Raw genomic sequence first — 22,598 nt, 5'->3', positions numbered from 1 at the left:
CCCACAAGATGATGCTCGACCACTATCAGCAGACCAAAAACCTGCTGGTGAGCTACGACATCAATCCGTTGGGCTTCTTCTAAAACCCGGAAATGTAGGAGCTGCCGCAGGCTGCGATCTTTTGATCGTTGCCTGTCGGTGGCTCCCATTGCCAGATCAAAAGATCGCAGGCTTCGCCAGCTCCTACAGAAACCGTTTTGTCTGCGATGACGTCCGAATGACACAACACCCAAGGCCTGGCCGCTCTGGCACGGGCCTTGCGTACCCGTCATTCAGTGTTTCACCCAACCCGTCACACCTGAAAGTCCAAAAGATCGAACAATAAAAAATAGAGAGGACTTATGACTACTTCTTCCACACAGCTCAAACCCACACTCGGTACCCTGCACCTTTGGGGCATTGCCGTCGGCCTGGTGATCTCCGGCGAGTACTTCGGCTGGAGTTACGGCTGGGGCACCGCAGGCACCCTGGGCTTTCTCGTCACCGCGTTGATGGTGGCGACGATGTACACCTGCTTCATTTTCAGCTTCACCGAACTGACGACGGCGATTCCCCACGCCGGCGGGCCATTTGCCTATAGTCGTCGGGCCTTTGGTGAGAAAGGCGGGTTGATCGCCGGCATCGCCACCCTGATCGAATTCGTCTTTGCCCCCCCGGCCATCGCCATGGCCATCGGTGCCTACCTCAACGTGCAATACCCGGAACTGGACCCGAAGATCGCCGCCGTTGGCGCCTATTTCGTGTTCATGGGCCTGAATATACTCGGCGTTAGCATCGCAGCCACCTTCGAACTGGTGGTCACCGTGCTGGCCGTCGCTGAACTGCTGGTGTTCATGGGCGTGGTCGCCCCCGGCTTCAGTTTCAGCAACTTCGTACTGAACGGCTGGTCGGGTGCCAATGAGTTCACGATGGGCTCGATTCCTGGCATTTTCGCCGCCATTCCCTTCGCGATCTGGTTTTTTCTCGCTATCGAAGGCGCAGCTATGGCCGCCGAGGAAGCCAAGGACCCGAAACGCACCATCCCCAAGGCCTACGTCAGCGGCATTCTGACCCTGGTGTTCCTGGCCATCGGCGTGATGGTGATGGCCGGCGGTGTCGGCGACTGGCGCCAACTGTCGAACATCAACGATCCGCTGCCCCAAGCGATGAAAGCCGTGGTCGGCAATAATTCGACCTGGATGCACATGCTGGTGTGGATCGGTTTGTTCGGCCTGGTGGCGAGTTTCCACGGGATCATTCTTGGCTATTCACGCCAGTTCTTCGCCCTGGCTCGCGCCGGCTACCTGCCCAAAGGCCTGGCCAAACTCTCGCGCTTCCAGACACCGCACCGGGCCATTCTGGCCGGTGGCGTGATCGGCATTGCGGCCATCTACAGCGATGGCCTGGTCAACCTGCAAGGCATGACGCTGACGGCGGCGATGATCACCATGTCGGTATTCGGCGCCATCGTGATGTACATCATCAGTATGCTGAGCCTGTTCAAACTGCGTAAAACCGAACCGAACCTGGAACGCACCTTCCGCGCACCGGGCTATCCGATCGTACCGGGGATCGCGCTGTTCCTGGCGGTGGTGTGCCTGGTGGCGATGGCGTGGTTCAACACCTTGATCGGCCTGATCTTCCTCGGTTTCATGATCGCCGGTTACCTGTACTTCCAGTTGACCGCCCGGCAGCGCTCCGAAGCACCGGCGGACGCTATGCTCGAAGGTATCTAAATGCACCGGTGCCGGGCCCGCTGCCCGGCGCCTGCATGATTGAAGTGCACGCCGCCCCCTGTAGGGGCTGTCGGATGCAACGAGACTGCGATCTTTTGATCTTGCCCTTAAGGATCGCAGCCTCGTTGCACTCGACAGTTCCTACAGGGGAGTCGGGGTGAATTTGCGACATTTACAGAACAGAAGGACACCGTCCCCATGGCCACATTCGCCCATACCGTCGGCGCCCAGACTTACCGCTTTGACAGCCTCAAGGAAGTGATGGCCAAGGCCAGCCCGGCCCGCTCCGGAGATTTTCTGGCCGGCGTCGCCGCGCTCAACGATGGCGAGCGAGTGGCCGCACAGATGGCTTTGGCCGACACGCCGCTAAGTCACTTTCTGCAGGAAGCACTGATCCCCTACGAATCCGATGAAGTGACGCGCCTGATCATCGACACCCACGACAAAAATGCCTTCGCGGTCGTCAGCCACCTCACCGTCGGCGGTTTTCGCGACTGGCTGCTCAGTGATGCCGCCGATGAACAGGTCCTGCGCGCTCTGGCACCCGGTCTGACGCCGGAAATGGCCGCCGCCGTATCAAAGATCATGCGTGTGCAGGATCTGGTGCTGGTGGCGCAAAAAATCCGCGTGGTCACGCAGTTTCGCGGCACCCTGGGTCTGCGCGGGCGCCTGTCCACGCGACTGCAACCCAACCACCCCACCGACGAACCGGCCGGCATCGCCGCGAGCATTCTCGACGGCCTGCTGCACGGCAATGGCGACGCGATGATCGGCATCAACCCGGCCACCGACAGCATTGCCTCGATTTGCGCGATGCTGGAGATGCTCGACGCAATCATCCAGCGCTACGAAATCCCGACCCAGGCGTGTGTGCTGACCCATGTCACCACCTCGATCGAAGCGGTCAATCGCGGCGTCCCTTTGGATCTGGTATTCCAGTCGATCGCCGGCACCGAGGCGGCCAATGCCAGTTTCGGCATCAACCTGAACGTGTTGAAGGAAGGCTATGACGCCGGATTGAGCCTGAATCGCGGCACCCTGGGCCAGAACCTGATGTACTTCGAAACCGGCCAGGGCAGCGCTCTGTCGGCCAACGCTCACCATGGCGTCGATCAACAAACCTGCGAAACCCGCGCCTATGCCGTCGCGCGTCACTTCAACCCGTTTCTGGTCAACACCGTTGTCGGCTTTATCGGCCCGGAATACCTGTACAACGGCAAACAGATCATCCGCGCCGGCCTGGAGGACCACTTCTGCGGCAAATTGCTCGGTGTGCCCATGGGTTGCGACATCTGCTACACCAACCACGCCGAAGCCGACCAGGACGATATGGACACCCTGCTGACCCTGCTGGGTGTCGCCGGGATCAACTTCATCATGGGTATCCCGGGTTCCGACGACATCATGCTCAACTACCAGACCACCTCGTTCCACGATGCGCTCTACGCCAGGCAGACCCTGGGGTTGAAGCCCGCGCCGGAGTTCGAGCAATGGCTGGCGAAAATGGGCATCTTCACTCAATCGGACGGCAGGATTCTCTTCGGTGACAGCCTTCCGCCGGCCTTTCGGCAGGCCTTGGCGCAATTAGGATGAGCAATGACATGGATAAACTACCCTTCGACCCCCACAACCCATGGCTGGAACTGCGACGCCTGACACCGGCGCGAATTGCCCTGGGCCGAACCGGCACCAGTATTCCCACCCGCGCGCAACTGGACTTCCAGTACGCCCACGCCCAGGCACGGGATGCGGTGCACTTGCCGTTCGATCACGCGGCACTCAACTCACAACTGGCCGAACGCGGACACCAAAGCCTTTTACTGCACAGCGCCGCAATCGACCGCAACAGTTACCTGCAACGCCCGGACCTGGGACGAAAGCTGAGTGACGCGTCGGCAAAGACCCTGCGTGACTACGCTGCAGCGCATCCTGGCGGAGTCGATCTGGTGATTGTGATTGCTGACGGCCTGTCGGCACTGGCCGTTCATCGCCATACCCTGCCCTTTCTGGCACGTCTCGAAGAACAGATTGCAGCCGAAGGCTGGACTGTTGCGCCGATAATATTGGTGGAGCAGGGGCGCGTGGCGGTCGCTGACGAAATCGGTGAACTGCTGGGTGCGAAAATGACCGTCATCCTCATCGGCGAACGCCCTGGCCTCAGCTCCCCGGACAGCCTGGGTTTATATTTCACCTACAATCCCAAGGTCGGCCTTACCGATGCCTACCGCAATTGCATCTCCAACGTGCGGCTCGAAGGCCTGAGTTACGGCATGGCGGCACACCGTTTGCTGTATTTGATGCGCGAAGCCTGCCGACGGCAGTTGTCAGGGGTCAATCTGAAGGATGAAGCACAGGTTCAGACACTGGAATCGGACGCGGGAGCCGACATGAAAGATAATTTCCTGCTTGGGCCACCGAATGCCTGAACCGCTTCCGCATTGCACATTCGTACCAGTTTAAGGCAGGATCGTTACACGGCCGCCAAGGGTTTCCCATCGCCGTCAGAGACGTAAGACAGCCACTTGAAGACGAGACCTACCATGCGGATTATTCAAGCGACCCTCGAACACCTGGACCTGCTGACCCCGTTGTTCGTCAAATATCGCGAGTTTTATGGCTCCCTGCCGTATCCGGACTCGTCCCGGGCGTTCCTCGAAAAACGCCTGCGTCGCAAGGAATCGGTGATCTACCTGGCGCTGTCCGATGACGACAGCCACAAGCTGATGGGCTTCTGTCAGCTGTACCCGAGCTTCTCCTCGCTGTCACTCAAACGTGTGTGGATCCTCAACGACATCTATGTCGCCGAGGACGCCCGCCGCCAGCTGGTGGCCGACAACCTGATCCGTACCGCGAAAAAAATGGCCAAGGAAACCAATGCCGTACGCATGCGCGTTTCCACCAGCAGCAACAACGAAATCGCGCAGAAAACCTACGAATCCATCGGATTCAAGGTAGACACCGAATTCAAGAACTATGTGCTGCCGATCAGCGACGAACTCTGAATCACCTGCGCCCTGCTCGCGTTGGCATCGCGAGCAGGTTCGCTCCCACCTGTTCGTTATCAAACATCAGCCCTGTCATGACATTCCCCGCTACAATCTCGACGCGATTTTCACCAGTCGCCTCGTATAATCCCGATATTCCCGGCTTGTAAGAAAAACTACCCCTATCCGTAGTCTTACGCGAAGTCATCCGCACAGGCCTGCAGAGTCGGGCCAATACCACAGGTGCTATCCATGGATTTCAACCCGATCGACATTGTCCTGCATCTCGATGTCTACCTCGACATGCTTGTAGCCAACTACGGGGCATGGATCTACGCCATTCTGTTCATGGTTATCTTTTGTGAAACCGGCCTGGTGGTCATGCCCTTCCTGCCGGGCGACTCCCTGCTGTTCATCGCCGGCGCCGTGGCGGCCGGTGGCGGCATGGACCCGGTATTGCTCGGCGGCCTGCTGATGCTGGCGGCGATCCTGGGCGACAGCACCAACTACATCATCGGACGAACGGCGGGTGAAAAACTGTTCAGCAATCCGAACTCGAAGATCTTCCGCCGCGACTACCTGCAACAAACCCACGATTTCTACGACAAGCATGGCGGCAAAACCGTGACCCTGGCGCGCTTCCTGCCCATCATCCGGACCTTTGCCCCCTTCGTCGCCGGGGTGGGGAAAATGCCCTATCCGCGCTTCTTCGCCTTCAGCGTGCTGGGCACCATCCTCTGGGTCGGCGGCCTGGTGACACTCGGTTATTTCTTCGGCAACGTACCGTTCATCAAGAAGAACCTGTCGCTGCTGATTGTGGGCATCATCCTGTTGTCGCTGGTGCCGATGATCATCGGCATGGTGCGTAGCCGCCTTGCCGGTTCGAGCTCAAAAGCCGAATCGCGCTGACAGGATGTGGTCCCTGAGCGCCTGGCGTCGCCGGCGCACCCTGGCCAGGCACCCGATTGCCGATGACATGTGGCAACGGGTGCGCCATCACCTGAGCTTTCTCGATGGCATCAGTGCCGCCGAAGACCAATGGCTGCGCGAAGCCTGCGTGCTGTTCCTCGAAGACAAGCACCTGACCGCCCTGCCCGGCGTCGAACTGCACCAGGAGCAACGCCTGCTGCTCGCCGCCCAGGCGCAACTGCCGCTGCTTCACCTCGGCGACCTGAACTGGTATCAGGGCTTCCACGAAATCATTCTCTACCCCGATGACTTCCTCAGCCCCCAGCGCCATCGCGACGCCAGCGGTGTCGAGCATGAATGGGACGGTGAGCACAGCGGTGAAGCTTGGCAGCAAGGCCCGATTATCCTCGCCTGGCCCGGCGTTTTGGCCAGCGGAGGCTGGGAAGGCTACAACCTGGTGATCCACGAACTGGCGCACAAACTCGACATGCTCAACGGTGACGCCAATGGCCTGCCGCCACTGCATCCCGACATGCGGGTCAGCGACTGGGCCCAGGTCATGCTAGAGGCCTACGACGACCTGGACCGGCAACTGGAACGCAATCCCGACGCTGAAACCGCCATCGATCCGTACGCCGCCGAAAACCCTGCCGAGTTTTTCGCCGTCACCAGCGAATACTTCTTCAGCGCTCCGGATTTGCTACACGAGGCTTATCCACAGGTGTACCAGCAGCTGAAGCTGTTCTATCGCCAGGACCCGCTGGCAAGGTTGAAGCAACTTCAGGCGCATGACCCTGTCTATCAGGCACACCAGTGAGCGCCATACGACTTCTGGTACATGGCGTCGACACAGGAATATGCCTATAATCGCCGCCACTTTTTGGTCAATCCGGCCAAGTGTTTCTGGTCAACTAACGGGGGCAACGCCCAATGAGCTACAGCAAGATTCCGGCTGGCAAAGACCTGCCGAACGACATCTACGTCGCGATCGAGATTCCGGCCAACCACGCGCCGATCAAATACGAAATCGACAAAGACAGCGATTGCCTGTTCGTTGACCGTTTCATGGCCACCCCAATGTTCTACCCGGCCAACTACGGTTACATCCCGAACACCCTGGCTGACGACGGTGATCCCCTCGACGTGCTGGTCGTGACCCCTTACCCGGTTGCTCCTGGTTCGGTGATCCGCGCTCGCCCGGTCGGCATCCTGAACATGACCGACGACGGCGGCGGCGATGCCAAAGTCATCGCAGTTCCGCACGACAAGCTGTCCCAGCTGTACGTCGACGTCAAGGAATACACCGACCTGCCAGCACTGCTGATCCAGCAGATCGAGCACTTCTTTGCGAACTACAAAGATCTCGAAAAAGGCAAATGGGTGAAGATCGAAGGCTGGGCCGGTGCAGACGCCGCCCGTGACGCGATCACCAAGTCGGTTGCAGCCTATAAAGGTTAAGAGAAGCCGCGAGCTTCCAGCGACAGGCTTCAAGAAAAACCCCGGGTGATCCGGGGTTTTTTGTGGGCGCTTGGTAAGTACGTTAAACATGATGTTTAGCCTTGTTCGATCTTCGTTTTTGTATGTTTAAAATTCCTCAAGAACGTCTTACATCCGGTCGTAAATTACCCACGAAATTTGAACGAGGCGTTTATTCAAACCCTTACCCGCCGTCAGTAGACTCGCGTTCATGAAAAAGAACACTAGCGGCCCACGCTTTAAAGCGCTCCTCGAAGCAGCGAACATCACAACCACCGGATTTGCCGACTTTCTGGATACGGCTCCGCAAAATGTCCATAACTGGTACACCCGCGGCGTGCCTGCCCATTGCATGGAAGAAGTCGCCAGAAAACTCTCCGTCAACAGTGACTGGCTGAAAACCGGCGAAGGCTCGAAAGACGCCCGGCATCTGCGCCTGATCGAGGAGTCAGGCAACATCTTCGACGCCCAAACCATCCGCGGTATCTACACGGTCATCGAGCCTGTCGACGTCGAACTGCCTTTCTACAAAGAAGCTGTCATCGCCCCAGGATCCAACAAAACCCACGTCATAGAAGATCCCGAGACATCCATTCGCCTGCCCCGCAGCCATCTCGACTCACTGGAAATCAACCACGCCGATGCAATCTGCGCCTTCATGAGCGGCAACAGCATGGGCGAGAAAATTGAAGACGGTTCGACCCTGGCGATTGATCGTGGCCTGACCCAGATTATCGATGGCGAGATCTACGCCATCGAACATGACGGCATGCTGCGCATCAAGTACCTGCACCGACTACCGGGCAACTCCCTGCGATTGCGCAGCCACAACCGCGCCGAGTACCCGGATGAAATCTTCCGGGCGGCACAAATCGAGGAACAGAACATCCGGGTACTGGGCTGGGTGTTCTGGTGGTCGACCCTGAACAAACGGCGGCCGGCGGTGCCGTTTCTTTAAACGCTCCACAACGCCCATCGGCCATCCAGCCAAGTGGCCGAACAGCTCTGCACGGCACTTCCCGCTGGGAATTTCCGTCAAACCTGCGTATGCTGCGCCCCACATTTACGCATCCACCCGCCCTGCGGCTCAGATGCGCTGACCTGACAGATAACTTTCTCACCAGGTCCCACAGCCGGACGCAAGATCCGGGTGTACGTTTTGAAGGCTGGCGCGGTTTACCAAAAATGATCCAAGCCAGTCCCCGAGAAGCCGGCCACAAGCCGGCTTTTTAATGCCTGAAAACCAAGCACTACGCAGCTCTCCAAACTAGATATCGATTTGTTCCCCCATTTATTCCCCCACCCCTCCCAAAGCAGATAGTGCGCTTCTGCCAGCACTACATCCATCAACCCAAAACGGCAACATGCTGCTGAAGACAAAATTGGTGATGATTACGCTAGCTCACCTCTGACTCCGAAAGCACAAGTCAGCCCGCCGAAACCAACCTGCTCAACGGAACTATGCCGCTTCTTAGCCTTACTTATGGCTACGCGGTTTTGACATCCGATTCGCTGGTTCCTGAAAAAAAAATGCGTAAATTAAGGATCGTCCGCAGCACTCCGCTGCGCCTTGTTAGGACTCGACGATGGCCGCTAAGCAACCCTCCTCTCTACCCCGCCGAATTCTGCGTTTGCCCACTGTACTATCCCTTACCGGGCTAGGCCGCACCTACATTTACGAACAGATGAAGATGGGAAAATTCCCACAATCCAAACCTATCGGGGTTCGAGCTGTTGGCTGGGATAGCCTGGAAATCGAGGCCTGGGTAAACGAGCGGCTGAATGGGAACTGAACTCATGAAATCTGCGCCTGACAATGAGTCCTTTCTCCTCAAAACCCCACTACCACTAATGTCAGATACAGGGGACACTAAGCTTTACCCTGTGGACTCGCTACCAGAAACTTTGCGCGACGCTACGCTAGCCATTGCAGAGCACGTACAGGCCCCTCTTGCTTTAGCCGGGCAATGCGTACTTGGTGCCTTAGCTCATATAGCCCAGACACGCAGAAATGCCCCCCATCTGCATAATCCTTCTGGCATGCCGTGCTCGCTGAACATGCTCACCTTAGGCATGTCTGGTGATCGCAAAAGCGCCTGTCGAGATTTAGCATTCGCCGTTATCGACAAATCGGAACTCACGGCATATCGAGCATATAAGCAATCACTCAGGGAAACTCACAAGTCAGCCAATTTGCTCACGGGCAAAGCACGAGCCGAATTTCTCATTGCAAACCCGCTGCCAGCAGACCCCCGCAGCCAATATACGGATGCGACATTCGAGCCAATCGCTGGAGATTTCATTCGAGGCAAGTCTGCAGCGTCCTGGGACAGCGACGAAGGTGGACAGCTTTTTGGTGGGTCTTCACTCAAGGCTGATACCAGAGTCTCAACGCTGGGCGGGCTGTGTAAAGCGTTTGACAAAGGATATTTTTCACGCCACAGATCCGCAGGAAACTTGGAGGGCTCCGGCACAGCGGAACATCGACGCCTGAGCATTCATCTTATGGCTCAGCCAGTGGCGGTGCAGGAAGCTCTAGATGATCCTTTGATGAGGGGCCAAGGTTTTCTACCGAGATTCTTATTTGCATACCCCGACAGCATTGCGGGTACTCGCTTCCTAAGCATTGAGCAGCTTGCACTGAACAGCTACAACGATCCACGCCTGCAGCATTTCTGGAACACTTGTAGGGAAATTATGGCCAGTCCCGAGTACATTGATCCCGAAACCAGTGAAGTGCACCCACCGGTACTGGAACTGAATGCCGGGGCAACTCACGTTTGGCTGGACTTCTACAACGAAGTTGAACGCGATCAACACCCACTAGGAAAGTACGGTGCCATGCGCGCCTTTGCGGGGCGTGCTGCCGAAATTGCCCGACGATTGAGTACAGTGTTGGCCTGCGTAGAAGGCGCAGATCTAATCGATGCGGAATGCATGCGCAAAGCCTGCACACTTGTCGAGTACTCTCTGTCTGAATGGCTTCGCTATGGCGCGGGTGAGAAACCTAATTCGGAGCTAACGCATGCCAACGAACTTGTGAATTGGCTTCTTGCCCCATCCCGCGTATTGCATTGGACCGAATTTCACCGCGACAAGCTCAGCAAATCAGGACCTCCAGCCATGCGTCCTGCAAAAGTGCGCGACAAACTGCTGAAGATTTTGGTCGCCCATAATTACTTACTAACCTCCGACAACAAAAACTTCCAGATGAATCCCCTTGCGAAATCTGAGGATTGTGCGGGAATGCAGCAAACATGCGACCTCACTGATATGTGGCGCCTGCGGGAAGGCGCGGGGGGCCTTCGGGAGTCGCCACTTTCCGCGATGCTCCTCAAGCTGTCTACAGGCACAGAAAGCGCTTAAACCGTACGCCCCCTCAGATTCCTCAAATCCCTCAGCCCTCGCCCTGCTGCCGCCATTGAATCGGCTTCAGCAGGACGCTCAAATTCATAGTCTTATGCGCGATCAACCATCGTGTCTTGGCACAAGAAATCAATATCTGGCTGAATAAGACGAATGGGGGCATTTGACCTTAGCGAGTCTGATCCTGGATGCAGGTGTACGCGGTGAAATCCGAATGGCTGGCTATGAACAGATTCTCGACTCTGGAAGTATAAAAGCAACCGGCTCCCTGCCAGCTTGCCCTAGTGCAGCGGGTCAAAGAAACTAGCACGATGGCAGAAAGCTTTCACAGGATGCGATACAGTAAGGCCCTGGGGCGGGGAAGCCATTGATCAGCGCGAAGCGTAGTCAATGAGCATCGTTGCTATACGTGTGGAATGGATTTGGAATAAAAAATGGAAAGTAAGTATCATAACAATAGACCATGGCACCCCGCGGAAACCTACAAGCTTATTGCAAGCATAAAAAATATAAAAAAGAGAAATTTGCTGAGAGGCTATAGTGCGAGGCCCCGCGTCACTGGAAACGACGCTAAAACCATTCGAAACGGAAACACTGCGTATGACAGCATGATCATAGGCGCCCTATTAAAGGGACGACATGGCTTGTTAGATGGAGTACGCGATAACAAAAAAAAGACCAGCACTGATCTATTCACCATGAGCAACTTCCCCCCAGTGGACTGGAGGAACGAAGTTTGCTACACAGCTGGCTACATCAATTCAACATGTGAATCCGCAATTGAGATGTTGTCGGCTATTGAATCACTCGCTCAGCTAGAAAATATGGAGTCTGAGCACGCCATCAAGACATTACTTAATTTAAGTCAAAAACATGGCGCCTCAAACTTTCTATCTTACAAACTTGCTTATCTGAGAACGTCAAGAGAATTACCAGCAAAATTATTGGCTGACGTTTCCAAGATAGAGGATGAAATCTGTCACCGCGAAAATGCTGGACTACACTTTAGCGCGTTAGAAAACTTGAGCTCGAAAATATCTCTATTTTTAGTGGCTCAAAGAAAAATCAGCGGCCTTGCGGGAATGATAGATGGAAATTTTAGAAAGTCACTTTCATTAAGCAACTTCATCCCCACTCCCTTAGATGAAGATGATGTGGCCGGCTATCTACTGCGAGCCTCAGAATCATGTCTGCTTGATACAGTACATGCCACACTTGTAATATTTAATCTCTCGCATGAATTCAAATCAGTTAAAAGAGAGTTTGAGCAGCGCCTAAATCCGGATTTTTTATTAAAACTTACCGAGCTAATTCGATACACCTCCAGTGTGGCAGATGGCGAAATCATCACAGACTACTATCGTTCCTTAGGTGAAGATAGTGACACCCTAGACCTATACAGGACCTCCGCGGCATTTCTTGAGCGGCCTAAATTTGCCATCTACAGAAATAAATTTGATCGCGTAATAAGTGCGCGGCTACTCGCCGAAATAATTAATAATCAAGTGAATGAACCTGAAAAAACGCTTGACGTAAAACACCTGCTGCTGGCACCAGACAAAACTCCTCTTGATGAAAATTTTCCAATCAAACTTGATGCATTCTATAGAACCTTCCTTTTTTTAAGATTGATACGCAATAGAGCCAGCCTACTAAGCTTAACAAGCGACGAGATAAAATTTATATTTGAGAATACCACAGGGTTGGAAACACTATTAACAGAAGACGAAATGAGGACCATCTATGTCACTGCACCTCCAGAGACTAAAAGTCTAGTTACTGTTCTGGCGCTAGCACTATTTAGAAAAAAATCCGTGGATCCGGATATTGACTTTGAGTTCCGAACAGATTTTATCTCACATGTTAACAGTGCGCACCACGGCTCGATTCTAGAATTCATAGATGACCTGCTCAATGATTCACCTCAGATTGCAAGCTACATTGTTGGATCGCTTGATGAGGTTACACTTGAGAAGATGTACACATTAGTTACAAACGCTTCCCAAGCGTCCCAGATACGGTGTGACATACTGCGAGCACTAGGCCAAAAACTCAATCGAATAGAATACTTCATTGAGGCCGACGCCATCACTACACGATCCAAAGTATCCAAACTTCAACAGTACTTTGACAGCAGTCGAATGTATGTTGACAGTATATCCATGAAAAAATGGCTTGATAGCAACCCTACCGTATCCACTGAGCAATACAGAGCTTTATACCCTAGAATTGAAGCCACACTATCTTCAATCGAAAATGACAGTGGCGGTGAAACTCTTATCATTCATCTAAATGACCAAAGTGAATATCTTATTTCACAGATCGCAAAAGACGCATTTGAGCAGTTCTGTTTAAATACAGAGTTCGGAATTGAATCATACCTTGGCCGCCGAATTAGACACAACACGCTTGATGGGGTTACAACGGACACCGTGGACGCAGTATTGCGAAAACCGGAATATCAAGTTGTATTGGCTAACCCTGCCACTCGCCGGACAGTTGAGTCTTGGATGGCAACCTACAAATCCATCGTGGACAAACTAAGAAGAGAGCACTTGCAATTCAAATCTAACGGACGCCTTTTTAATGCCGCCTTAGAACTGGAAGACTCTTCGACCAAGGAAAATATTCGAGTACTAACCAACACACTTAGAGCAACCGGTGGTAGCGAGCTACTCAATGACTTGATCATTGCATTTTGCTGGAAACAAATTACACCACAACTTGAAAGTGCGGCTCACTTTATAAAAACCACCTTATTGCTAGAAGCCAACGCTTCTATAGACAAATACTTCTCATCTTACAACAGCGCACCTGAACTGCAAATTAAAGCTGAATTGCATGAAGCGGTGAACGAAGTATTCAAAAAAGTGGCTGACTGGTTTCAAGTACCACAAACAGGATTCATTTCCGCATCAGTAAGAGACCTATGTCAAATTATTCTCATCGACTTGAACAGGGAAAACCTAGTTGAATTTGTAGGAGACGATCTAGATATAAAATACACAGGCATAAGTGTGCATCGTCTGTACGATTGCCTGGCAGTCTTACTGCAAAACGCGCACAAGCACGGAGAAGACAACACTTTAATAATAATTAGTGTATGTGCGCATCGAGCGGATGCTGACTCCGTACTGAATTTCGTATCGGTGGATATTACGTCTACCGTGGCAGAGCAGGATTACAACGAGTCCAAACAAAGAATATTTAAAGCAATAGCTTCAGCTGAAGCAGGTTCGGACATGGTAACAGAAGGCTATACCGGAATAAAAAAAGTCAAGTTTATTAGCCGAGTAAGTGAAGGCTTTCACACAGTACGATGCCAAGAGAATGATGTAAAAAGAGAACTTAAACTCGGTTTCTCAATACACGCTGAAACTGCCACTGAGGAAGTAGCAAGCGGTGCAACCCAATGAGAATATTACTTGTTGAAGATGAAATTCACAAACGCGATGAAATAATTCAATGCGTAAAAGAAGTTCATGAGTCCTCCCCAGAAATTGTAGACAGTGTAAGCAGCGCCGTACTAAAGGTAATGGAAATTGACTATGACCTTATTATCCTCGACATGGCCCTTTCCACTTTTGGTGAAAGTGCCGACGATCGCAAAAAAGGGCATGACCAAGCCCAGGGTGGAATTGAGGTTCTGCGAGCACTTAAGGCATCCAAGAAATCCACAAAAATTATTATAGTTACGCAATATCCGGACTTCTACATTGGCGGCAAAAAAATCAAGCTTAAAGATTCTCCAAAGATCATCGATGAAAAGTACAATCAAAACGTAACGGGGGCAGTTTTGTACAATTACAAATCTAAAACAACGCTTCAGCGAATAGTTTCACTTTTGAGAGCCGTTCGATGAAAATCTTACTGATTGAGGATGATGACAGCAAGCGCAAGGCCATAGTTACATACCTCAAATCCCGTGGCATTTCAGATGATGATATTCTGCGCGCCAAAAACATGACAGATTTTGCGGGATATCTGAGTTATGACATCGGGCTTTTCATCATAGATTTCAAGCTACCAAATTTCGATAAAGGCACCATTTCGCAAAATGGAAAAGCAATATTAGAATCTATAGTAAAAGCTGGGAAACAAGACGCCTTATTACTAGCAATAAGCTCCTATCCAGCAGAATTTCCTGAGCTACGAGACTTATACGAATCACATGGGTGCATTCTAGCCGACTATTCATTAAAGAAAAACTGGCAGTCGACTCTTGGCCATTTATTGATACAGTTAAAAAAGAATACAAAATTTGACTTTGTCATTTTTTGCGCATTGCACGAGGAACGCAACCCCTATGTCACGTTAATCAACGGAGCCCAAGTTAACCGTGGCGGCGTAGACTGCTACGATGTTGAGATTGGTCGAAAAAAAGGTACTGTCGTACTTCTACCCCAGATGGGGCTGGTAAATGCCGCCGTCACAGCGGGTTTATGTATTGATCGATTAAAGCCGTCTCTAATTGGAATGAGCGGAATATGCGGTGGCTTTCCAGATCGAGCCAATAAGGGCCAATTATTTATCTCAAGTATGGCTTACGAGTATCAATCGGGAAAATGGGCGTCGGATGGTTTTCGCCAAGAACCATATCAAGTCCCCACAGACCATGTAACGCTTACTGACTTAAAGATTCTAGCCAACTCAGCAAATCTAATCTCCGAATTAGAACAAGGTTTTGATGGGAAGCGCCCTACTCAAACACACAAGCCCGAAGTTGGGATATTTACTAGTGGTTCTGCAGTTATTGCCGACGACACTTACCTTAAACAAATTGAGGGCATTCACAGAAAAGTCAACGCCTTAGACATGGAAGTTTTCGCAATACAGCGGGCTGCCGAACTATCCCACCATAAACCTCCTTGCATATGCGCAAAGACTGTCGTCGACTTATGCGACCAAGTTAAAAATGACGATCTTCATGTATACGGATCCTATATTTCAGCAAAATTCATGATCAAAGCAATTCAAAATTTCTTCTCTGCGCGACCACATTAAGCTGACGAATCAGACGATTTTTTGATGCATTAACAACTCCACCCACTTAAAACTTGCTAAATAGCAGACATATAGACTTCAGCCGATTTAAAGACCATTAATCATCAATTTTCAAATCCGGAAACTAGGCATAAACAGAAGATGAAAATGAACAACGATGTAAAACTTGAACGCTCATTAGATCACGCATGGAGATATTTCGAGCTACATGCACAACAGCGAATGACGGTGTTTAATTTTTTCTTGGCAATTTCTGGATTGGTTGCGGCAGGCATCGGTATCAGCTTGCAGCAGGGAATGAGCTTCTCCTTTTTAGTCTCACTACTAGGTGTTTTTTTAAGTTTAATTTCATTTCTTTTTTGGAAATTAGATCAACGCGTATCGTTGATGATAAAAAACTCCGAGATAGCTCTTATTGCTTTAGAAAAAATTGCTACAACCTCTGATGCTTCAATTTTTAGTTCTGATCAAGCACAGAGCAAATCTACAGGACTATTATCAACATGGACATATGGAAAATGTTTCAGAATATCTTTCATGTCAGTAGGCCTTATGGGCATTGTGTTCGCAGCCATTCCTTATTTTATTAATCTTTCATGTAAGCCTTGAGATAGCATGTAAAGGGGGGGGGAAACGTCTATTTTTTTGTCCCCCCCGGTCCCCGCTCCCTTACCTGCGACCTTGCCGAGCGGCATGCCCTTATGCCTTCGGTATTTAGGCTTAAACAGTTAGGCCTAAGAGCCGTAGGCCCACTGCCTTCACCAGTAGCCAGAAAGTCAATCTCAGCAGCTAGCGGAAACCTCCAGCCCGCACTCTTAAAGCCAACAAATGTGTTTCCGCCGCTGTTTTTCCATTAATCCACTCATCTAGCGTAAAACTCAGCTGATTTTTTGGCGAATTGAAATAACGTGCGAGTAATTCAAAATCCTCTCTTAAAACCATTGCATCATGTGGGCTTAGGCTATCGCGAACCTTTTGTACAGAAGAGTGTATTGCGGCTTTGCTGGAGCTATCGAACCTGGGTGGCCCGCTTTCGGCTGATGTGTCGCCACCACATCCGTGCAGCATGATTGCTAGAATGAATATCAGCGCAAGTAGCACCATGATCTTCTTCAACATTTGGCATCCTTACTTGGAAAAAGTGAGCGTGGAATGTTCCGGGTACTCGTGTGAACATTTTCCGAAAAGGCTAGTAAGGCGCGCTGATAGAGGAATCGCTGGTGATGCTCGATCTGGCCATCGCTCAAGTAACCTTTATCGACATCAATTTCCGCCTGGCTCATTAATCACCTCCGTTTCAATGTAGAGGCGTAAGCATGAGTCTGGTTTCTGTGTGTCAGAAGCGCGCTGTGGATAATTTCGCGAGACGCCACATCCCGTGTGTTGTTCTGAGGCTCGTATTTGGTTGCAACCTGTTCGGCCTTCGCGTCACTAGCAGGCCGCAGGCCGGGTAGTGACGCGAAGCATCGGCGATGCGTGGCGGCTTATCGCGACCAGCAACATTCACGATGCACAAACAAATAAATCGCAAAAAACAATCAACTTTCTGTTGATTTGTGGACATCGTGTCCTCGATTTTTATTTTTTAAGCAATTATTCTCTGCCCTAGATCGCACCGAAAGGGTTAGCTGTAAGGTAACTACTGAATGGTGACGAGGTAGTGATGAGAGACCAACGAACCTTAGTCATCTGCAAAGTACCGCCATTCGGTATCCAGCAGATGAGAGGTGGCGGAACATCTGAGACATTCTCGGACGACCGCCATCGCTGCTAGCGAGCACGCCATTCGTGATCGTTGACAGCAACACACCGGTACCCCCCGATACCGGCAGATGGCAAGAGGGGCGTTCTGACTTGGCGCGTCAGAACGGAGGTATCCGCCCGACCCCGTCGGTCGTTAAAACAGCGGCATTCCCAATCCCCAAGATCGAGAATGGATTACCCAAGGGCCCGCCGACTGGATTGTTGGGCTACTGAATCGCGCGAATCAGTAGAAGTAACTTGCGCAGGCGAGCTCTAGCCCGATGAGCCGCATCCCTGGGCGTTACTCAGGGCATTTCGCGATCTCTCCGGCGCGATATGCAGAAACACAGGAGCCTTTCTGGCTGGTCGGCCAGGATTGTAGTACTTCAAGACCCCGTCCCCGGCGGAACCGGACCAGGGCTTGCTGACGTAGTCGCGCCCTCTCGTCACCTGCAGCACCCAACAGGGGTTGACCAGATGACTGGCTGATCAGCCACCCCGTGTCGTCGCGCCTCATTTGCATGCTGCCTAGCGTGCCTCCAGCCACATTCGTGAATGGACAGAGGCTTATCACTTACCGAATAGATAAACCGACGGACATCAAATGAGTAACAACACGCTACGTCACGACTGGATAAAGTTGTGCTCCCGTAACCGCGACGGCTCGCATGCCACCCAGGCCGCTCGCCGCGCTGTATTGAAGCAAGCGGCAAACCAACTGCAGCGTGAGTTGGGATTTCGTAACCTGCGCGCCAACAGCATTGCTCAGCGTCATATTGCGGCACTGGTCAGGCACTGGCAGACAGAACAACTGACTGCTGGCACGATCAAAAACCGCGTGGCTCATTTGCGCTGGGCAGCCGAAAAGGTAGCCAAGTTTGGTGTTGCTGGAATCACCAACGAGCAGCTAGGGATTGAGAAGCGCCGGTACGCCGCCAAGGAGTCCAAGGCCATCAGCCTCAGTAAGGCTCAGATGGACAAAATCACTGATCCGCATATCCAACTGTCACTGCGCCTGCAGGAGCAATTCGGACTACGCCGTGAAGAAAGCCTCAAGCTAATCGTCAACCAGGCGTGGCAGGGGGACCGCTTAATCCTTCAGGCCAGTTGGACCAAAGGGGGACGTCCCAGAGAGCTTGAGGTTCGCATGCCAGAGCAGCGTGAGCTCCTGAATCAGGTACGCGCTCTAACCGGCAAAGGATCACTCATTCCAGCGCAACGAAGTTACATTCAACATCTAAAAATTTACGAGCGCCAATTGTCGACCGCGCGCATTAGCCGCGCGCATGGTCTACGCCACGCATATGCCCAAGCCCGTTACCAGGAGCTGACTGGCCGGCCCGCCCCAGTGCTTCTACGCATGCAACTCAATGACGCCAATATCAACTGCAAGACAGTAATGAACGGCAAACTCTCTGACGCTGACGCTCGCCAGTTGATTTCCAGGGAGCTTGGCCATGAACGAGTTCAAATCACAACTATTTACCTAGGGAGGTAAATGATCATGCGACGTCCACCACTAGAACGCCCCCGTCGGAACAAGAAGCCAGGGTTTCAACAGATACTTCGTCTTGTTGAGCGAATGAGTCGCGATGATTCACGAAAACCAACCAAGCCAAACGAAAATCCTAGTGATGAGCCAGGAAATGAGTTTTGAAGTGATTCCAGATCGGAGGAAACCCAGCTTCGGTTTTTGCCACAGCGTCAACGGTGGCTGAAGCAAGCAAGTGGCCGCTGAACCCTCTCAAAAAGAACCGAAAGCACGTGGCCGATCAGAGCTACCGGATCGATGATCGGCTTCCGTTTACCATGATTTACCAGTGCCAGTTACGATCCACATCAAAGGCTGGTGACACACAATTTATGCCTCGACACTGAGCCTTCATCACAATGATCGAGGGCTTTTTAATGTTAAACGCCTATGCAACATCTGAAGAAATCGAAGAGCTGATCAAACAGCTCATACCCTATGGCCGAGACGGCTGGCGGGTGTGGTCAGCACGCAGACCACAGGGCTTGGAGCATCTCCAACTGGTGGCCATTCCTTGGCTGCTGGGCATCCCCCTCGAAGTCCTTCCACCACATCCAGCCCTGCCTGATGCTCAGATCGAACTCTTGGTCGCCGAGCTAAATCGGCGCAGCGGCTGGGATGCGCACATCCGCGCTCTAACCGAGCAAACATTGGCGACAAAGATTGCCGCTCTCCCCCAGGCGTCTGTGGAATATACAGGGAGAGCGTAAATGAGCATCAAGCCCCACCAGAGGTTGCTGCTGCTTTGGGTGTCGCTGCTGTTGCTGACTTTATCCACTGTCGGTTTACTTAAAAACATCCTGCCCATACCTGAGGTGATAGCACTCATCATTTGTGCCATTCACACCAGCTGGATTGCTCTACTCCTAAATAGGCGAGGCTATTCAGATACAGCCCGCACTTTGCTACTGGTTGTGATTAGCATGTCCGCTGGACTATTCGGAAATTGGTTTGCGGGCCGACTCTAATATCACTATTTATCGCCGTTGTTCCGGCTAAGGGATCGATGTAAAGATTTATCCGCCTTGAGCTGCTGGAAGCTGGCCCCTGATCCATTCGAAAAAGCGGGTGATTTTGGAGCCCGCTTTTTCTTCCCCTCAAACATCCGGAGCTTTATTGGGTAATTGCACAGATTTTCCCACCAACTTGCAATCGACCTGACCAATCATTTGCATCGGATTTGACCATCTTGCTACGTAGCCACGACCGGCATCGACCGACCTATTGCAGCCCCTCGATGCTGTCGGTTGTCAGCCACGAGTCACCCACGGAGATGCCTCATTGAGCCTGGAGCTCCGCTATGTCCCTGCGCTATCACTCAAAAGAAAAGCTATGACAATAGGTCCTTTACGGCGCATCGAAGTCCTTCCTCACTACGGACTGAAATGGCGGGCAGCTTCCGCGCCTGGGTCGGTACGATGGATGAGTCGTCCAAATTGAACAGCCAGACTTTCATACCACCAAGTGCTTCCAGGCTGAGCGCCAAGGCAAGTTCATCGTAGCACCAGGGGCTCTGAGCATAGAACCGACTCCAGAGGACCACTACGATGTCGCTGCGGCGGATCGCTCGCTCTATTGTTGTTAGAATCAGTTGGTCAGAAACGATCTCCCTTTCGCCCAATACTGCCTCAATACCGTAACTCCTTAGCACATTATCCAAAGCCGCACCCATGGCAGTGTCTTGACGCGCAACGCTGATGAAGATGGTTTTTGGCTGAGCATCGTGTGCTATCGACCGTCTTACTCGGTCACGAACTAGTCGATTAGCGATTAACACTGCTTTCGCGACGCTGTCCTCACTTTCCAGAATAGTTGCGTCGAACCCATGATTGAGTCGCGCCCAATTGCGGCGTCGGTAAATACGCTCTGCCGCCCCTCCCAAGAACGCAAAAGGAATGATCGGCAGGCCCTTCGCCTCAGCCAGATGGAGTAGCGTGCTTGCGGTCTTCGATACCTTCCCGCCGAGTGCCACGACGACGTCGGCTTTTTCAAGGGCCTGAAGCTGCGCAAGGAGCCAAGCCTGCGACCAAGAACCGTGTTCTTCAGTCTCCGGCGCAGGATAGTTCCAATCCTGGATCGTCAAATTAGCTCCGAAGGTCCGCCGAAAAAGCTGCCGCTTTTCCTCGACCTTCGGATGAGTTGGGCTGTGGAAATGAATGATACCGCCGTCCTTAGCATCGGCATAACCCATTGCGACATAGTAGTCTGCGGAATCGGGAAATGGACTACAGACAACAAGATGAGCCCCGGCCTGCGCCAATACAGTGCCTAGTTTGAGAGAAGCACGATGTAGTTGAGGCCGTTCAGAATCGACATCGGCTGTCTCACCCGTCTCGCCCCCGATGACGTAGACCGACCTCGCCCACGAATCCAGCCGTTTGGGATCTGGTGATCCACCGGAGTTAGCCTCACTAAGATTTTCGATCTCAAACAAACCCGCTTTGACCGCATGTGTAAATAGCAGAACAGCGTTCTTGGCAGACAACGCTCGGAACATGCCTTTGGCTACTGCCTCAATCTTCGCCTTGCGGGCATCCGCATAGTCAGAGATGCCGCGAATCGCAATAGTTCTGGGTGTTGGCGTATGGATAAGTGCGGCATCATAAACACCCGCAGTTTCCATCTCCATTGCCGCCGCCTTCCGGTCGACATTCTGTTTGATCCACTCCAAGAAGGCTTTGCCCTTACCTACTGCCGGACCGCTTGCGAGATTGAGATCATCACCCGCATAGAGCTTGCACTCTCCGCGCATTTCCAAGCCTGCGCTCACAAGTGCCGTTTCGGTCGTAGCCGATATTAAAGTAGACCTCAGCTGTCGCGTACTGTTCTGCCACGCCTTATATTCCGACTTACGGGTATGTGCAAAAAATTGGAAACGGTTCAATAGTCGCCGGGAAGTCAGAAAGTGATTTCCCGAAATTCGGAATGTCCAATCACCTTCCTCACCATGGGTAGCAGAATTTGCGAGATATTCGTTGACGCTGTCCGGGATAAAAACATCTCCCGGCTCCATTTCGTTAGCGAGTGATCCCGCGATTCCGACCACAACCACGTCTGCAGGCTTAAACTCTCTGATCAGAAATGAGACTGCGGTAGCAGAGTGGGTGTTCCCCATCTTACCGGCTGGAACCATAGCCACGTTGAAATCCCGGCCTGGCGTCGGCCCAGGGAGCCTCCCGAAGAAAGCAGTAAGGTTGGCATCCTTGAGCTCCCTAGCTTGAAATTGGTCTCCCAGTACTTCAAGCACTGACTCAGCTTCTTCGCTGAGAGCCACATAGAGGAGAATATCAACGCGGTCGGTCATGTCTTTCGAGGGTCCCGAATAGATGGGGTTCTTCAGCGAAGCAAGCAGGGCATATTAGCAAGCAGGCGAGAGATTTCGTTGCAAAATGAGCTTCAAGTGAAAGGATCGGGTTGAACCAACAGAGTCGGCGCCATTAGTAATGACCGATCAGGTTTGGCCGAGCTACGCATTCGATTGTGGATCGTGGTTGCTAGATCCTTCGGCACCTCAAAGGGGCTTGTGGTGCTTACCTTACTAGTGCAAAAGAGACAGAACTGACTCCCGGGAGGACTAAGCAAAAAACAGGCTGAGCACTCCACGGCCTGGCCACCCCAATCTCGGGCTGCTCGGGGCATCTGGTTGACGATCAATTCCTCTCGCCGCTTGCGAGCGGGACGCTCATCCTGAACTAGGATCCCCGCAGCACGCTGTGCCTCAGCAATCTCCGATTGGGTCTGCCTGTGCGCTGCCAATGCGGCTTCATTCTCGGCCACTTTGCTTCTTGCTCAACTCTCTTTGTTTCCTCGATCTCCCGCAGAGGAGCCTGTTCCAGCTCCCATTGGTCGTTGCAGCAGGCTCACCGAATG

General features: G+C 52.4%; 21 protein-coding genes. 18 read left to right on the top strand and 3 right to left on the bottom strand.

The window, feature by feature from the left end; translation table 11 throughout:
* The 15 genes from KW846_RS30195 to KW846_RS27960 all read left to right on the top strand — a co-directional run.
* Positions 1–83, top strand: an 83-nt coding sequence (locus KW846_RS30195; RefSeq protein ID WP_228770482.1) for a hypothetical protein, incomplete at its 5' end; no start/stop codon positions are given.
* A 258-nt stretch (positions 84–341) separates the two neighbouring features.
* Positions 342–1,715 carry an ethanolamine permease gene (eat, locus tag KW846_RS28025; protein ID WP_104451318.1) on the top strand — a complete coding sequence of 458 codons (1,374 nt, stop codon included), beginning with the start codon at positions 342–344 and terminating at the stop codon, positions 1,713–1,715.
* Between the two features lie 198 nt (positions 1,716–1,913).
* Positions 1,914–3,308, top strand: a complete 1,395-nt coding sequence (locus KW846_RS28020) for an ethanolamine ammonia-lyase subunit EutB (protein WP_116582886.1) — start codon at positions 1,914–1,916, stop codon at positions 3,306–3,308.
* Positions 3,305–4,141: an ethanolamine ammonia-lyase subunit EutC gene (eutC, locus tag KW846_RS28015; RefSeq protein ID WP_371321780.1), complete on the top strand. Its 837-nt coding sequence runs from the start codon at positions 3,305–3,307 to the stop codon at positions 4,139–4,141. Before KW846_RS28020 ends, eutC begins: the two co-directional genes overlap by 4 nt.
* A 114-nt stretch (positions 4,142–4,255) precedes the next feature.
* Positions 4,256–4,717, top strand: a complete 462-nt coding sequence (locus KW846_RS28010; RefSeq protein ID WP_007970197.1) for an N-acetyltransferase — start codon at positions 4,256–4,258, stop codon at positions 4,715–4,717.
* 234 nt (positions 4,718–4,951) lie between these two features.
* Complete coding sequence (locus tag KW846_RS28005) at positions 4,952–5,608, top strand: DedA family protein (RefSeq protein WP_095965734.1); 657 nt, start codon at positions 4,952–4,954, stop codon at positions 5,606–5,608.
* A gap of 4 nt (positions 5,609–5,612) precedes the next feature.
* A complete protein-coding gene (locus KW846_RS28000; protein ID WP_218486242.1) occupies positions 5,613–6,425 on the top strand; it encodes a zinc-dependent peptidase in 813 nt (270 codons plus the stop codon).
* 113 nt (positions 6,426–6,538) lie between these two features.
* Entirely contained in the window at positions 6,539–7,066 is a 528-nt protein-coding gene (gene ppa / locus KW846_RS27995; protein WP_007894323.1) for an inorganic diphosphatase, read from the top strand.
* 229 nt (positions 7,067–7,295) lie between these two features.
* Positions 7,296–8,042 carry a S24 family peptidase gene (locus tag KW846_RS27990; protein ID WP_007970191.1) on the top strand — a complete coding sequence of 249 codons (747 nt, stop codon included), beginning with the start codon at positions 7,296–7,298 and terminating at the stop codon, positions 8,040–8,042.
* A gap of 628 nt (positions 8,043–8,670) precedes the next feature.
* Entirely contained in the window at positions 8,671–8,877 is a 207-nt protein-coding gene (locus KW846_RS27985; RefSeq protein WP_218486241.1) for an AlpA family phage regulatory protein, read from the top strand.
* Complete coding sequence (locus KW846_RS27980; protein WP_218486240.1) at positions 8,867–10,450, top strand: DUF3987 domain-containing protein; 1,584 nt, start codon at positions 8,867–8,869, stop codon at positions 10,448–10,450. The genes KW846_RS27985 and KW846_RS27980 overlap by 11 nt, the downstream gene beginning before the upstream one ends.
* Before the next feature lie 434 nt (positions 10,451–10,884).
* Positions 10,885–13,866 carry a hypothetical protein gene (locus KW846_RS27975; protein WP_218486239.1) on the top strand — a complete coding sequence of 994 codons (2,982 nt, stop codon included), beginning with the start codon at positions 10,885–10,887 and terminating at the stop codon, positions 13,864–13,866.
* Positions 13,863–14,312, top strand: coding sequence for a response regulator (locus KW846_RS27970; protein WP_218486238.1), 450 nt, complete (start codon positions 13,863–13,865; stop codon positions 14,310–14,312). Before KW846_RS27975 ends, KW846_RS27970 begins: the two co-directional genes overlap by 4 nt.
* Positions 14,309–15,454: a hypothetical protein gene (locus KW846_RS27965; RefSeq protein WP_218486237.1), complete on the top strand. Its 1,146-nt coding sequence runs from the start codon at positions 14,309–14,311 to the stop codon at positions 15,452–15,454. The genes KW846_RS27970 and KW846_RS27965 overlap by 4 nt, the downstream gene beginning before the upstream one ends.
* 147 nt (positions 15,455–15,601) lie before the next feature.
* Positions 15,602–16,063, top strand: coding sequence for a hypothetical protein (locus KW846_RS27960; protein WP_218486236.1), 462 nt, complete (start codon positions 15,602–15,604; stop codon positions 16,061–16,063).
* Between the two features lie 180 nt (positions 16,064–16,243).
* On the opposite strand, the gene KW846_RS27955 is transcribed toward KW846_RS27960, so the two are convergent.
* Both KW846_RS27955 and KW846_RS27950 read right to left on the bottom strand, forming a co-directional pair.
* Positions 16,244–16,573, bottom strand: a complete 330-nt coding sequence (locus KW846_RS27955) for a DUF6694 family lipoprotein (protein ID WP_218486235.1) — start codon at positions 16,571–16,573, stop codon at positions 16,244–16,246.
* Positions 16,567–16,737 carry a hypothetical protein gene (locus KW846_RS27950; protein WP_218486234.1) on the bottom strand — a complete coding sequence of 57 codons (171 nt, stop codon included), beginning with the start codon at positions 16,735–16,737 and terminating at the stop codon, positions 16,567–16,569. The genes KW846_RS27955 and KW846_RS27950 overlap by 7 nt, the downstream gene beginning before the upstream one ends.
* 1,064 nt (positions 16,738–17,801) lie before the next feature.
* Here KW846_RS27950 and KW846_RS27945 point away from each other — a divergent pair.
* The 3 genes from KW846_RS27945 (at position 17,802) to KW846_RS27935 (ending at position 19,696) form a co-directional block, all read left to right on the top strand.
* On the top strand, positions 17,802–18,695 hold the full coding sequence (locus tag KW846_RS27945; protein ID WP_218486233.1) for a phage integrase N-terminal domain-containing protein: 894 nt from the start codon (positions 17,802–17,804) through the stop codon (positions 18,693–18,695).
* A 410-nt stretch (positions 18,696–19,105) separates the two neighbouring features.
* Positions 19,106–19,438, top strand: coding sequence for a hypothetical protein (locus KW846_RS27940; RefSeq protein ID WP_218486232.1), 333 nt, complete (start codon positions 19,106–19,108; stop codon positions 19,436–19,438).
* Entirely contained in the window at positions 19,439–19,696 is a 258-nt protein-coding gene (locus KW846_RS27935; RefSeq protein WP_218486231.1) for a hypothetical protein, read from the top strand.
* A gap of 362 nt (positions 19,697–20,058) precedes the next feature.
* Here the strand turns inward: KW846_RS27935 and KW846_RS27930 are convergent, their stop codons facing one another.
* Positions 20,059–22,032 (bottom strand): TIR domain-containing protein, encoded by a 1,974-nt coding sequence (locus KW846_RS27930; protein WP_218486230.1) that lies wholly within the window; start codon positions 22,030–22,032, stop codon positions 20,059–20,061.
* Positions 22,033–22,598: the final 566 nt, after the last annotated feature.

Source organism: Pseudomonas sp. PDM32 (assembly GCF_019219225.1).
Lineage (GTDB): Bacteria > Pseudomonadota > Gammaproteobacteria > Pseudomonadales > Pseudomonadaceae > Aquipseudomonas > Aquipseudomonas laurylsulfatiphila.
This window is presented reverse-complemented; position numbering and strand designations above follow the sequence as displayed.

Excerpts from the sequence above, each read along its gene's own strand:
- KW846_RS27940 (WP_218486232.1), top strand. The coding sequence starts at position 19,106 with ATGTTAAACGCCTATGCAACATCTGAAGAAATCGAAGAGCTGATCAAA.
- KW846_RS27930 (WP_218486230.1), bottom strand. The coding sequence starts at position 22,032 with ATGACCGACCGCGTTGATATTCTCCTCTATGTGGCTCTCAGCGAAGAA.
- KW846_RS27960 (WP_218486236.1), top strand. The coding sequence starts at position 15,602 with ATGAACAACGATGTAAAACTTGAACGCTCATTAGATCACGCATGGAGA.
- KW846_RS27945 (WP_218486233.1), top strand. The coding sequence starts at position 17,802 with ATGAGTAACAACACGCTACGTCACGACTGGATAAAGTTGTGCTCCCGT.
- KW846_RS28010 (WP_007970197.1), top strand. The coding sequence starts at position 4,256 with ATGCGGATTATTCAAGCGACCCTCGAACACCTGGACCTGCTGACCCCG.
- KW846_RS28000 (WP_218486242.1), top strand. The coding sequence starts at position 5,613 with ATGTGGTCCCTGAGCGCCTGGCGTCGCCGGCGCACCCTGGCCAGGCAC.
- KW846_RS27935 (WP_218486231.1), top strand. The coding sequence starts at position 19,439 with ATGAGCATCAAGCCCCACCAGAGGTTGCTGCTGCTTTGGGTGTCGCTG.
- KW846_RS27980 (WP_218486240.1), top strand. The coding sequence starts at position 8,867 with ATGGGAACTGAACTCATGAAATCTGCGCCTGACAATGAGTCCTTTCTC.
- KW846_RS27965 (WP_218486237.1), top strand. The coding sequence starts at position 14,309 with ATGAAAATCTTACTGATTGAGGATGATGACAGCAAGCGCAAGGCCATA.
- KW846_RS27990 (WP_007970191.1), top strand. The coding sequence starts at position 7,296 with ATGAAAAAGAACACTAGCGGCCCACGCTTTAAAGCGCTCCTCGAAGCA.
- KW846_RS28020 (WP_116582886.1), top strand. The coding sequence starts at position 1,914 with ATGGCCACATTCGCCCATACCGTCGGCGCCCAGACTTACCGCTTTGAC.
- KW846_RS28005 (WP_095965734.1), top strand. The coding sequence starts at position 4,952 with ATGGATTTCAACCCGATCGACATTGTCCTGCATCTCGATGTCTACCTC.
- ppa (WP_007894323.1), top strand. The coding sequence starts at position 6,539 with ATGAGCTACAGCAAGATTCCGGCTGGCAAAGACCTGCCGAACGACATC.
- KW846_RS27985 (WP_218486241.1), top strand. The coding sequence starts at position 8,671 with ATGGCCGCTAAGCAACCCTCCTCTCTACCCCGCCGAATTCTGCGTTTG.
- KW846_RS27955 (WP_218486235.1), bottom strand. The coding sequence starts at position 16,573 with ATGTTGAAGAAGATCATGGTGCTACTTGCGCTGATATTCATTCTAGCA.
- KW846_RS27950 (WP_218486234.1), bottom strand. The coding sequence starts at position 16,737 with ATGAGCCAGGCGGAAATTGATGTCGATAAAGGTTACTTGAGCGATGGC.
- KW846_RS27975 (WP_218486239.1), top strand. The coding sequence starts at position 10,885 with ATGGAAAGTAAGTATCATAACAATAGACCATGGCACCCCGCGGAAACC.
- eutC (WP_371321780.1), top strand. The coding sequence starts at position 3,305 with ATGAGCAATGACATGGATAAACTACCCTTCGACCCCCACAACCCATGG.
- KW846_RS27970 (WP_218486238.1), top strand. The coding sequence starts at position 13,863 with ATGAGAATATTACTTGTTGAAGATGAAATTCACAAACGCGATGAAATA.
- eat (WP_104451318.1), top strand. The coding sequence starts at position 342 with ATGACTACTTCTTCCACACAGCTCAAACCCACACTCGGTACCCTGCAC.